The sequence below is a fragment of the Pelagicoccus mobilis genome, assembly GCF_016595505.1.
Lineage (GTDB): Bacteria > Verrucomicrobiota > Verrucomicrobiia > Opitutales > Opitutaceae > Pelagicoccus > Pelagicoccus mobilis.
In genome coordinates, this window is the sequence record NZ_JAENIL010000052.1 from 12102 (window position 1) to 24789 (window position 12688).

The following is a 12688-nucleotide window of genomic DNA, read 5'->3' on the forward strand; positions in this document are numbered from 1 at the left end:
AAAAGTATCAGCTTTTCCACAACAACGGGAAAGCACGATTCCGCTTTGCCTTCCAGTCATTCCCGGCTAGCGTCCGGAAATGATCGGAGAGAGCGAAATCCAACGACTGGCCGAAGACCGAGAGCGCAAGCGAAACTGGAAACGATGGGGACCCTACCTGTCAGAACGACAGTGGGGCACCGTACGGGAAGACTACTCTCCCAACGGCGACGCCTGGAAACACTTCCCCTTCGAACACGCCCACCTTCGCGCCTACCGTTGGGGCGAGGACGGACTCCTGGGCTTTTGCGACCGCCAAGGACGCCTCTGCTTCACTCCCGCCTTCTGGAACGGCGAGGATCCGATCATAAAAGAGAGGCTCTTCGGTCTCACTGGCGAACAAGGAAACCACGGCGAAGACAACAAAGAGCTCTACTACTACCTCGATTCCACTCCAACCCACTCCTATTCGAGAGCCCTCTACAAGTACCCACAAGCCGGTTACCCATACCAAGATCTAATTGCGAAAAACCGACAAAGAGGTCTCCAGGATTCGGAATACGAAATTTTGGATACAGGCATCTTCGACAACGGAAAAAGCTTTGATATCCAAATCGAATACGCGAAAGGCGGGCCCAACGACATTCTCATAACCTTCACCTTTAAGAATCTCGCCGCGACTCCTGCCAAACTAAGCGCCCTACCCAAGCTCTGGTTTCGCAACACTTGGTTCTGGGGCTGCGAACACGAGGGTTGCTCCCTCAAACCAAGCATTCGCCTCGAAAGCCCCAACAAGCTTCGTCTTGAACGCGATACGCTCGGAACCTTTTACTTCGAGGCAGAGCCATCCTCCAGCGGAGTCGCCCCTCACTTCGCTCTCGCCGAAAACGAGACCAGCACCCGAGCGCTGTATGGAGAGGAAAACTACACTCCCTACACGAAAGATGCGTTCCATCGCTGGATCATCGACAACGACCCATCCGCAGTTCGACACGAAGGAACCGGCACGATCGCCATGGCCCGCTATGACCTAGCGTTCCGGCCCGGCGAAGAGATCACCCTAAACTTCCGCCTCTACTCGGAAAAGGAAGCGCCCAAACAAAGCTTCGGACGCTCCTTCACCACCCAGTTCAACAAAGCAAAAAAACAAGCCGACACGTTCTGGGATACCTCGCTCACCTCTTCCGCCGATCGCGAAGAACAAGACATCCAACGCCAGGCTTACGCCGGACTTCTTTGGTCCAAACAATTCTATCACTATTCCGTTCACGATTGGCTAAAGGGCGATCCCGCGGTCGCCCAACCTCCAGAATCCCGAAAGCAGGGCAGAAACCACAACTGGACTCACCTCTTCAATCGCGACGTCATCTCTATGCCGGACAAATGGGAGTACCCTTGGTACGCGGCTTGGGACCTCGCCTTCCACATGGTCCCCTTCGCGGAGATCGATCCCGACTTCGCCAAGAAACAACTCATCCTCTTCCTCAGGGAATGGTACATGCACCCCAACGGCCAAGTACCCGCCTACGAATGGGCTCTGGACGACGTGAATCCGCCAACCCACGCTTGGGCCTGCTGGGAAGTCTACAAGATGGGAAAGCAAAACGGCAGCCCCGACATCGATTTCCTAAAACGCGTATTCAGCAAACTGCTACTAAACTTCACCTGGTGGGTAAACCGCAAGGATCCAAACGGAAACAACCTCTTTGGAGGCGGCTTTCTCGGACTGGACAACATAGGACTCTTCGACCGCTCCAAACCGCTACCTGGCGGGGCGCAACTCCATCAAGCAGACGGCACGGCTTGGATGGCGTTCTACTGCTCCAAGATGCTCTCCATCTCCTTGGAGCTCGCCGCGGTCGACAAAACCTATTCCGACGTCGCTTCAAAATTCTTCGAGCACTTCATGAGCATCGCCGAGGCGACCAACCACTTCGCCGGCCGCGGCCTGTGGGACGAAGAAGACGGCTTCTACTACGACGAGATCGTGTATCCAAACGGTAACTCCCAACCCCTTCGCATACGCTCCCTCGTAGGACTCCTTCCTCTCATAGCAGCGCTCCCTCTTCACAAGTCCACGCTCGACGAGCTACCCGGATTCCAAAAACGCATGGAGTGGTACCTAAATAACAGACAAGACATCACCAGCGGCATCACCGCTCTCTCCAGCTCCGAGTCTTGCAACGACCGCCTCCTCGCCCTCCCCACCAAAGAACGTCTCCTCCGGCTACTCTCCTACCTCTTCGACGAAGACGAGTTCCTCTCGCCCTACGGAATCCGCTCTCTCTCCAAAGTACACGAAGAGAAGCCCTGCTTCCTCAACATAAACGGCGAAACCCACGAACTCCGCTACTGTGCTGGAGATTCGGATACCTACCTCTTCGGGGGGCAACTCCAATTGGCGAGGTCCCATTTGGTTCCCTATGAACTACCTGATTATCGACGCCCTCGACCGATACCACAATTTCTACGGCGATTCGCTAACCGTGGAGTACCCCGCCCGCTCAGGAAACTTCCAAACGCTCAAGGCCTCCGCCAACGACATCCGAACGCGCCTAATCAGCATCTTCAAAACCGACAAGAACGGGGCCCGCCCTTGGCAAGGAGGCGATGCGCGAGCAAACATGAGCCACCACGACCAAGGCCTCCAACAGTTCTACGAGTTCTTCAATCCCGAAACCGGCAAAGGTCACGGTGCCAGCCATCAAACCGGCTGGACCGCCCTCGTGGCGACTCTCATAAAGGACAGATACTCTTGAGCCAAATAATCGCTAGACCTGACTACAGCCTCATAGTGCACACTGTCCAAATCGACGTCGGCAAAAACCAAACGCTCATTCAAAAAACACTATGAAAAACGAACTCAACAAAGACACGTTCGTCCAGATTCTCCGTGATTGCGGGCTTTCGGACGCGCAAATGACTAAGCTCCACCAACTCATGGAAAAACGCTTCCCAGAATCTCACCAGCGCTTTCTGGAGTTTCTCCAGATCGGCGACGACGAGATCGCGGCTATCCGCCAGAGCTGAAACAAGCCCCACCAAACACATGGGATGCCTCGTACAGCCTGCGAGGCACCCCTTCCTCAAGTCCAACAACTCCAGAAGCTTTTAGCCATGCTCACCATACGCGAACTCGCGCGACGCCACGGACTATCAAGAAGCACGCTCCTCTACTACGATGACATCGGGCTCCTCCCTCCCACGACCCGCACCGGAGCAAACTACCGACTATACGATGAACAAGCCAATTCACAGCTAACGCTCATCCGCGCCTATCGCGAAGCTGGCCTCCCACTAGAGATAATCGCAACCCTCATCAACAAACCCAAAAGCCGAGTCACCAAGGCTCTCAATCAAAGACTCTCCGAAATCAATCGCGAGATCCAAGCCCTTCGCCAACAACAATCCCGTGTCGTTTCGATGCTTAAAAACTCGCTGGCATTCCGCAGATCTCGATACATGGACAAGAACCGCTGGGTCGAGCTCTTGAGAGAATCGGGCCTCAGTGACGAAGACATGATGCGATGGCACCAAACCTTCGAAGAGAAATCCCCCGAAGCCCATCAAGACTTCCTGGAGTCAATAGGCATCGCTGAAAACGAAATTCGGTCGATCCGCCAAAAAAGCAGATCGACCGAATCGAAAAAATAAAATCTGAAGCTCGGAGCGGCTAAGAAACCGTCCCCTGGACAACTCAGTAGCCGATACCGCCGGAGTCCGACAGATAGCTCATCAAAGTGCCAGCCTCCGCGCGGAACGTCTCCGTCGCATGGCGGTTAAGGTCACCCGCAGATATCAATCCGACAACCAGACCATCCTCCAGAACCGGAAGGTGGCGAACCTTGTTCTCACTCACGATATCCATCGCCTGCCCCACTTCCGTATCCGGCGAAATGGTCACCAGCTGGCTCGACATCACCTCGGATACCGCGACCTTTGTCGCATCCCTTCCCTCAGCCACTATCTTTCGAAGCACGTCTCTTTCGGTAAAGATTCCAACGAGAGACTTCGAATCCATGACCAAGACGCTGCCCACGCGCACGCGATTCATCAGCTCGACGGCTTTTTGAACGGTGGTGTCTGGAGCGACCGAAAGGAGTTCGATAGACTTCTTAGTTAGCAAAGAGGAAACTGGAGTATTCATAGGCATGTAATAAGATTAGGGTTAATTCTTGAACCTATTAATCTACCAAAGATCTCCAAAACCGCAAACCGTATCCCCAGTTTGTGGCATTCCTCCCCCGAACGGTAGCGCCCGCTGTCCCCAACGGACACAAAACCGCCTCCCCGCAAAACAGCCCCAACCCCGTCTAAACGGACTCGAGCTTCAATCGTCCCTTCCATTTCCCAGCCATGCGAAGCATCGAAACTTCCTCCGTAAAATCGCTTATCGAATCGATTTCCACCCACGCCAGATCAAGCGACTCCTCGCTCACCTGGAAAGCCTCCGACCCCGTCGCCTGCACGACGAAACGGACATCGAAATGGTAATGGTCAGGATCCGCCTTCCGGGCCGGAATCAGATGGATATCAATGTCGAAAATCGCTTCGTCCAACAAACTGAGCTCGCTCAGCCCCGACTCCTCCAGCGCCTCCTGCAACGCCACACGCGACACGTCTGACTCCCCATCCGCATGCCCGCCAAGCTGAAACCAAGCCCCTAGCTTCCGATGATGCGTCAGCAGCACATGCGTTCCCGCCCGATTCACCAGCCAAGCCGAACCGGTCACATGCCCCTCCTGCAGGCTTCGCTCAAAACAGTCCTCGTTCCTCCTCACAAACTCCAGAAACCGCTCGCAAGTCTCGCTCTCACCCGGCCACCTGGCTGCGTACCCCTCCAGCAGTTCGATCAACGCCTTCCTCTTCATAAAACTCGGTCCCGCCCGCCTACTCCTCGTTCGAACAACACTCTTCCTGCATAAACGCCAGCAAGGCCTCCAGCACCTGAAACTCAGGCGTGCAATAAAGTGTACGCCCCTCCCGACGCTGCTTCACCAAATCCACCGACACCAGTCGCGATATGTGATGCGACAAAGTCGAAGCCGGCACGCCCAAGGCCTCCTGCAACTCGCCGACCGGCACCCCCTTCAGGCCCCCTCGAACCAGATACCGGAAAACTTCCAGCCGAGTCACATGACCCAGCTCCGCCAGTTGCTTCGCTGCAATTTCAGTATCCATAAGCCAATCCTCTCAAATTGTCATTTCCATATTTCTAGAATTTTACTTTGACAAGACCTCATTTCAGCTGCCTATATTTCGACAATACTAGAATTATAAATATTCAACACGAGCTCCCAGGCCTCGGACGCGGAAACGCAACGCCAGGAGCCCCAGCGCCATGCAATCCACAGCAAGCAACGAATCTCTCAGCATCAGCGAATGGCTCGGCCAAGGCATCCGGCAGATCCTCTCCGGCCTCGAGCCCTCCATCGGCTCCGACACGCTTGACTCCCTCTCCCAAGCGGGCGGCACTTTCCTGTTCATCTTCGCCGAGCTCACCCTGCTCTTCATCTCAATCAGCTACCTGATCGGGATGATCCAAAGCTTCATCCCCCCGGAAAAAATCCGCACCCTCCTTAGCAACAAACGAAGCTACGCCATCGCCGCCTTGCTGGGAGCCATCACACCCTTTTGCTCCTGCTCCACCATCCCCTTCCTCAAAGGACTGATCCGCGCTGGCACCAACTTCGGAGCCATCATCGTCTTCCTGCTCGCCAGCCCCCTGCTCAACCCGATCATCATCGGCCTCTTCTTCGTCAGCTTCGGACTAAAGGCCGCCATCTACTACTTCGCCTCCGCCATGCTCTTCTCTATCCTGGCGGGACTGGCCCTCGACAAGCTAGGCTTCGGAAAATACCTGCAGCCGCACACCTCCCCCACCCCGCGCAAAGCGACCTTCTCCCTCGCCAGCGCCCCCTCCCTATCTCCCGCTGATTCCTGCTGCAGCCCCAAGCCTTCACTCGCTCCCTCCAGCTCACCTTGCTGCACCCCCAAACCGGTCACAGCCTCGCCATCCAGCTCATGCTGCAGCGAGGAAAAGACCGCCAGCCAGCGCCCCACTATCGCAAGCGCCTCTAAGCCGGCCCTCCAGCAAGCTTTCCAAGACTTCCGCCAAGCCCTCCCCTATATGCTCATCGGAACCGCCATCGGAGCCATCATCTACGGCTTCGTGCCCGACACCTTCATTAGCCGCTACGCCTCCGCCGACAATCCCCTAGCCATCCCCTTCTCGGCCATCATCGGAGTCCCTCTCTACGTCCGGGCCGAAGCGGTCATCCCCATCAGCCTCGGACTCGTCGAGAAAGGCATGAGCCTCGGAGCCGCCATGGCATTCATCATCGGCAGCGCCGGAGCCAGCATCACCGAAGTCATCCTTCTCAAATCCATCTTCAAGCAGCCCATCATCATCGCCTTCCTCGTCGTCGTCTTCACGATGGCAATCGCTACCGGCTACCTCCTGCCGCTCTTCGTGTGAAACACAGCCACCCCAGCAGGCGCCCGTTAAAATGGTTCAGCGCCCGCTGCGAATTAGGCGCTGGCCTAGCAGAGATCTCCACTGTACTTTGATTGGATATTGCGCACAATGTGTGCCTTTTCGCCCTCTGTCGAACCGATCGAAACATGAAAGCTCTTAAACTAGCCCTGCTCGCCTTCGCCGCCACTGTCGCCGCTCACGCGAGCTCCCAGCTAACCCGCGAAGCGGATTTCAACTTCGGATGGAAATTCCACCTGCAAGGCGAATCCGAGAAGCTCGGCCCGAAAATGCCGCTCGACGACGGCGACTGGCGCGACGTCCGTCTCCCCCACGACTGGAGCGTCGAACACTCCTTCAGCGAAGAATGGGAAGGCAACACCGGCTACCTCCCCGGCGGCATCGGCTGGTACCAAAAACACTTCCCAACCCCGACTAACAACGACGGCAAACGTACCTTCGTCCTGTTCGACGGCGTCTACAACAACGCCAAGTTCTGGCTCAACGGCGTCGAGCTGGGCGAAAACCCATACGGCTACTCTCCCGTCTACTTCGACCTCACCGACCTTCTCGCCAAGCCAGGCCAAGAGAACATTCTCACCGTGCACGTCGACCACTCGCGCTACGCCGACGCCCGCTGGTACACCGGCTCCGGCATCTATCGCAAAGTAAAGCTCATCACCGTAAACGAGCTCCACATCCCAATCTGGGGCACCTACGTCACCACTCCGAGAATCAGCGACCAAGAAGCCACCGTCCAAATCGAGACCAAGGTCGCCAACACCTCCACCAAGAAAGCCGCCTTCACTCTCTCCACCTCCATCGTGGACGCGAACGGCCAGATCGTGGCCGAAACCAGCGAGCGCCTTAAGCTCGAACGCGGCGCCCAAGAAGCCTTCACCCAATCCCTCGCCGTCGCCCAGCCAGCCCTCTGGGATACAGAAAACCCAAACCTCTACACCGCCGTTTCCACCCTTAGCCAGAACGGCAAGACGATCGACAAATACACCACCCCCTTCGGCATCCGCAGCCTCCGCTTCGCCGCCAAAGAAGGATTCTTCCTCAACGGCAAGCCCACCCTCGTCAAAGGCGTCTGCCTCCATCACGACGGCGGACTCGTCGGCGCCGCTGTCCCTGAAGGCGTTTGGAGACGCCGACTCGAGGAACTCAAAGCAGGCGGCGTCAACGCCATCCGCCTCTCCCACAACCCCTTCTCACAAGAGTTCCTCGACCTCTGCGACGAGCTCGGCCTGCTCGTCCAAAACGAACTCTTCGACGAGTGGGACTACGCCAAAGACAAGCGCCAGAACTACCACGACCGCCACGACGACTACATTACCCGAGGCTACGTCGAGCACTTCCAGGAGTGGGCCTACAGCGATCTCGAGCGCACCATGCTGCGCGACCGCAACCACCCATCCGTCTTCCAGTGGTCCATCGGCAACGAGATCGAGTGGACCTACCTGCACTACCGCTACGTCACCGGCTTCTGGAAAGACCCCAACGATCCGCAAAACTCAGGCAAGTACTGGGGCAGCAAGCCGATCTTCTCCCCGGAAGAATTAAAGAAACGCTACGACGCGTCGCCAAAGGGTGAATACATCCTAGCCGAAACCGCCAAAAAGCTGAACGACTGGGTCAAGAAATTCGATACCACACGCCCCACCACCGCCAACCTCGTCGTCCCTCACGTCAGCATGGTCAGCGGCTACGCGGACGCCGTCGACATCGTCGGCTTCTCCTACCGCAACATGGAGCTCAGCTGGTCGGAGCACCACTTCCCCCACAAGCAAGTCACCATCAACGAGTGCCCCGGCACCTGGGACGACTGGAAGCACGTCCTCGAAAACCCAGGCGTCTTCTCCATGTACATGTGGACCGCCATCGCCTACATGGGCGAATCCTACCAGAAGTGGCCACAAAAGCACTGGTACGGCGACATGCTCAACCTCGCCGGCTTCCGCAACCCAGGCTGGAACTACTTCAAAAGCATCTGGGTAGACGAGCCCCACATCTCCATCGCCACCAAGCCGGTAAAAGGCTCCCCCTTCAAACTCGATGAACACAGCGGCCAACCCGTCGCCAAGAGCAGAAACGCCTACAAATGGGAAACCTCAGTTCCGAATACACACTGGAACTACCAGCCAGGCGAACAGATCATCGTGGAAGTCTGCTCCAACTACAGCATCGTAGAGCTCTTCATCAATGGACGCTCCCTCGGCAGCCGTAGCATGTCGGAAAGCCCTGACCGCCTCTTCCGCTGGGCTCTCCCATTCGAGGAAGGCACCCTCACCGCCAAAGCCAGTCTCGCAGGCACAGCAGTCGAAGCCCAGCTCAGCACCGCATCCACGCCCGTCAAAGCCAGCCTCACCGCGGACAAAACCACTCTCGCCGCAGACGGCTACGACGTCTCCCACCTCGTGGTCCAACTGGTCGACGAGAACGGATTGCCCGTCAAAACCGACGACCGCGAAGTCGTATTCGAAATCGAAGGTGACGTCCGTCTCCTCGGAGTGGATACAGGAGCCCAAACCAACGTGCAGGACTTCCAGTCCAACCGCATCGTAACGGACCAAGGCCGAGCCCTGCTCATCGTCCAGTCCTACCGCGACGCCGGCTCCGCACGCATCACCGCCACTTCAAAAGGCCTCGCATCTCAAACCGTCGTCCTCACGATCGAGTAAGCGAACGCGATCATTCGAACCATCCACTTTCAAGGCAGAGCAGCCCCAAGGCGCTCTGCCTTTTTTACGCCCCTACACCAGGCCAACTTCTCGGCGCAACGAACACAGGACGAGCGCAAACCTCGTCCCATAGCATCACACATCGCTCCGTCGCAAGCTCCCCCAACTCCTCCACCGAAACCCGATCCAGCTCCGCAAGCACACGCTCGTCGATCTTCGCTCCCCACAAACACTTTGGCAAAACGAAGAACTCCGTTCGCCCGCCGAAGCAGCGGTCCAACTCCTCAAAATACAGCCAACACCCACGCACGCATCCCGCGCGAACGCTCGGCGGCCGCGAATGCCCCTCCCGGTCAAACCGATCAAAAAGAGCTCCATAGATCCGTTGGCCAACGGCGACTTCCTCAACCCCAAACCTCTCCTTCAACAGCGCCTTCGTTTCCTCAAGCCTCCCCAAGCGCAACTGCCTGCTCCGCAGCCGATCCAACTTGTTCAACCAATTATCCCTCGGGTCCGGCCCAGGAAACCGCTCAACACAGCTTCCATCCACAAAGGAGAGATAGAACTTAACCGCCAGTTCGACATGAGTCACCAATCCGCTCGCGCGATCGCGAATCAGAAAATCGATTTCGCCAAGGGTCGATCCGTCGGCGCGAGGAACCTGCAGATTGCGAGCGAGCAGCTCCAATCCCGCATCCATCTGAATCAGACGTTCAAACGCGTCCTCGTAAAGATGCCCCAGCTTTTGATCAAAATTTAAAACGGCGACGTCATCCGGGGTTCGGAACGCGCGCTTCCAAACCTTCGCCTCTTCCAGATCTCCCACCAGCAAAGGGAGGTCCCGCAACCCGCTCAGGATCGCGCTGCTGAAAGTACAGTTCCGTCGTTCCACGAAAATCAGCAATCGGAAAAGCGACGCCCGATCTCAATCCTTTTCTCCCTAAACGCCTCAGTGCGTGAGAGTAGAGCAAGAGCAAACAACCTCGTCGTTGTATTCAAATTGTGGCAACCCATCAGCAAACACCGTTTCTTATATCCGCTATTTCTGCAGTCCAACCTTCGGCCTCTACGGACAATACGCGGTTCCACTCTATCGCTTTTACCTGTCCTCGATAAAACGGGGATTCGCCCTCCGACTGGGAATCAACGACTTAGCAAAGAGCCGCTAAGGCAAGCTGGGGTAGTTTCCTAAAAACCCCGAAGGGAAAACGATAGCCGCCAATCATCATTCTTCCCAGCTATTCGCTCCCAGCTCCAGAAGCCACATCTGAAATCGAATTAATAACTCCCACCCCACTCAGGAAATTCAACTTCCACGGGAAATGAGTTATTCAAGAAAAGCAACGCAAACGTATCTGCTATTCAGATACACAATCCTCACTCTCCTACTCTCTTGGCAAACCTACGCCATGGGTCATAGCGTAGGCCTCGACTGGACCGACAACTCGGACAACGAGATCGGCTTTCTTGTAGAACGCTCCATCAACGGGGAAGCCTTCGAAATCATCGGCGAAACCTCCGCAAACGACACCACTTTCCGCGACGAGACGATCGAGACCGACACCCACTACAGCTACCGCGTCTGCGCCTACAACGCGTTCGGGACAACAGACTACACGAACGTAGCGACCCACGAGATTCACGATCTCCCCCCCAGCATCAGCATCGACTTCATCTCCTCCGCCGATTCAGATTCTCTTTTCACCGGAGAGCCTTTCCTCGTTTCCCTCGACATCAGCGATACGGAAGGAGTGAGTTACGTGGACTACTACATCGACGGCCAACTCGAAGCCACCGCTACCGAAGCCCCATTCGATGGACTGCTTCTCATTGATCAAGCGGGTACCGCCAACCTGAAAATAGTAGCCTACGTCCACGTTTCCTCGGAGCCAGTCACGCTGGAGCAAACAATCGAGATCCAAGATTCCAAGCCAAGCATCAACGCCCTGCAAAACGGCAGTTTCGACGAAGGTCTATCGTATTGGAAATTCTATACAAACGGATCAGGCAGCGCAGAAATCGTTGAATCGCGAAACGCAGTCCAGATCTCCATCAATTCAGTCGGAACCAACACGCAGCTCTTCCAATCAGACATTCCCCTCAAACCAAATACTGAATACAAGGTATCCTTCGACGCCTACTCCAGCACCGGACACGACCTTCGCCTCTCCCTTAGCAAGCACAGCACTCCTTACACGAACTATGGACTGAACCGGGAAATCGTAAACCTCACAACCGACTGGAAGACGCACACCCTGACTTTCACAACCAAGGGATTCAGCTCAAACGTAACAGACGGACGTCTCGCCTTCTGGCTGGCCAACGACGCGAGAAACGGCGATCGATACTACCTGGACAACATCCAGATCGTCGAAGCGGGATCGGAACCAGAAACGGAGCCCCAACCTGAGCCGGAGCCAGCCCCAGAAACGCCTCTCCCCGTAACAAACGCTCTGAAAAACGGCACGTTCAACGACGGACTAACAGACTGGAAGTTCTACACAAATGGAGCTGGCAGCGCGAATACTACAGAGGTCGCAGACTCCAGCACTGGCGCAGCGGCCGAGGTTTCCATCGTCTCAATCGGATCGAACACCCAGCTCTTCCAATCAGGCATCCGCCTCAAACCAAATACTGAATACAAGCTGGCCTTCTCCGCTTCATCCAACTCCGGAAACAATCTCCGCGTCTCTCTCAGCAAACACGGAACACCATACACAAACTATGGCTTAAACCTAGAGCGGGTAGACATCACAAGCAGCTGGGACGTACACACGCTGACCTTCACCACGAGAGGCTTCAGCTCGGAGATATCAGACGGACGTCTCGTCTTCTGGTTTGCAGACGACGCGAAAAACGGAGACCGATACCTCATAGACAACGTCCAGCTCTTCGAGCCCAACCAGGAGCAAGAAGCCGAACCTGATTCCGGATCGGATCCAGATCCAGCAACAGAGCCGGACAACGAAAAGGAAGAGGATCCAGCTCCCGAGCAAGATCCAGTCATCCAACCTCAGCCAAACTCAAACGTCCTGAAGAACGGCGACTTCGAAAACGACCTCTCCTCTTGGAGCTTCTACACCAACGGATCAGGATATGCCAAGACTACCTTCTCGAGCTACAATGGCACCGGCAACGCAGCGTTGATCGCTCTCAATTCCCTAGGAACCAACATTCAACTACTGCAATCCGGCGTTCCTCTCGAACCGAACACAGAATACGTGCTCACCTTTGCAGCCTACTCGAATTCCGGACGCGACCTGGAAGTCGCCCTCACCAAGCACGTGTCACCGTACAGCAACTACGGCCTCAAAATTACATCTGTGGATCTCACAACCGAATGGAAGACCTTCACCGTGAAATTCACGACCAAGAACTTCACCTCGTCGGTAAAAGACGGAAGACTCTACTTCTGGTTCGCCGACGATGCCAGAGCGGGCGATTGGTACTACATCGACCAAGTCAACCTATCCAAAGCAAACTAGGATAGCCTTCAACCATCAAAAAGGTAGCGGCCGTTGTCCCCAACGGCCACAATCCCAAAAGAACT

At 56.0% G+C, this 12688-nt stretch carries 10 protein-coding genes; 6 read left to right on the forward strand and 4 right to left on the reverse strand.

Annotation, left to right across the window (positions count from 1 at the left end; all coding sequences use genetic code 11):
* The first annotated feature begins 79 nt into the window (after positions 1 to 79).
* The 3 genes from JIN87_RS29095 to JIN87_RS22190 all read left to right on the forward strand — a co-directional run bounded on the left by JIN87_RS29095 (position 80) and on the right by JIN87_RS22190 (position 3633).
* Positions 80 to 2833 carry an MGH1-like glycoside hydrolase domain-containing protein gene (locus JIN87_RS29095; protein ID WP_234033562.1) on the forward strand — a complete coding sequence of 918 codons (2754 nt, stop codon included), beginning with the start codon at positions 80 to 82 and terminating at the stop codon, positions 2831 to 2833.
* Positions 2830 to 3009 (forward strand): MerR family transcriptional regulator, encoded by a 180-nt coding sequence (locus tag JIN87_RS22185; protein WP_200357822.1) that lies wholly within the window; start codon positions 2830 to 2832, stop codon positions 3007 to 3009. Before JIN87_RS29095 ends, JIN87_RS22185 begins: the two co-directional genes overlap by 4 nt.
* Before the next feature lie 87 nt (positions 3010 to 3096).
* The gene (locus JIN87_RS22190; RefSeq protein WP_200357823.1) at positions 3097 to 3633 is read left to right on the forward strand and encodes a MerR family transcriptional regulator; all 537 of its coding nucleotides are present in this window, start codon (positions 3097 to 3099) and stop codon (positions 3631 to 3633) included.
* Positions 3634 to 3676: 43 nt separating this feature from the next.
* Here the strand turns inward: JIN87_RS22190 and JIN87_RS22195 are convergent, their stop codons facing one another.
* The 3 genes from JIN87_RS22195 to JIN87_RS22205 all read right to left on the reverse strand — a co-directional run bounded on the left by JIN87_RS22195 (position 3677) and on the right by JIN87_RS22205 (position 5160).
* On the reverse strand, positions 3677 to 4126 hold the full coding sequence (locus JIN87_RS22195; RefSeq protein ID WP_200357824.1) for a CBS domain-containing protein: 450 nt from the start codon (positions 4124 to 4126) through the stop codon (positions 3677 to 3679).
* Between the two features lie 166 nt (positions 4127 to 4292).
* Positions 4293 to 4850 (reverse strand): NUDIX hydrolase, encoded by a 558-nt coding sequence (locus JIN87_RS22200; RefSeq protein WP_200357825.1) that lies wholly within the window; start codon positions 4848 to 4850, stop codon positions 4293 to 4295.
* 19 nt (positions 4851 to 4869) lie between these two features.
* A complete protein-coding gene (locus tag JIN87_RS22205) occupies positions 4870 to 5160 on the reverse strand; it encodes an ArsR/SmtB family transcription factor (protein WP_200357826.1) in 291 nt (96 codons plus the stop codon).
* Positions 5161 to 5410: 250 nt separating this feature from the next.
* Here JIN87_RS22205 and JIN87_RS22210 point away from each other — a divergent pair, with 250 nt between their 5' ends.
* A complete protein-coding gene (locus JIN87_RS22210; protein ID WP_378924263.1) occupies positions 5411 to 6457 on the forward strand; it encodes a permease in 1047 nt (348 codons plus the stop codon).
* 146 nt (positions 6458 to 6603) lie between these two features.
* A complete protein-coding gene (locus JIN87_RS22215; protein ID WP_200357828.1) occupies positions 6604 to 9138 on the forward strand; it encodes a glycoside hydrolase family 2 TIM barrel-domain containing protein in 2535 nt (844 codons plus the stop codon).
* Positions 9139 to 9202: 64 nt separating this feature from the next.
* On the opposite strand, the gene JIN87_RS22220 is transcribed toward JIN87_RS22215, so the two are convergent.
* Positions 9203 to 10030, reverse strand: a complete 828-nt coding sequence (locus JIN87_RS22220; protein WP_200357829.1) for a DUF1853 family protein — start codon at positions 10028 to 10030, stop codon at positions 9203 to 9205.
* Between the two features lie 430 nt (positions 10031 to 10460).
* Here JIN87_RS22220 and JIN87_RS22225 point away from each other — a divergent pair, with 430 nt between their 5' ends.
* Positions 10461 to 12623 (forward strand): carbohydrate binding domain-containing protein, encoded by a 2163-nt coding sequence (locus JIN87_RS22225; protein ID WP_200357830.1) that lies wholly within the window; start codon positions 10461 to 10463, stop codon positions 12621 to 12623.
* Positions 12624 to 12688: the final 65 nt, after the last annotated feature.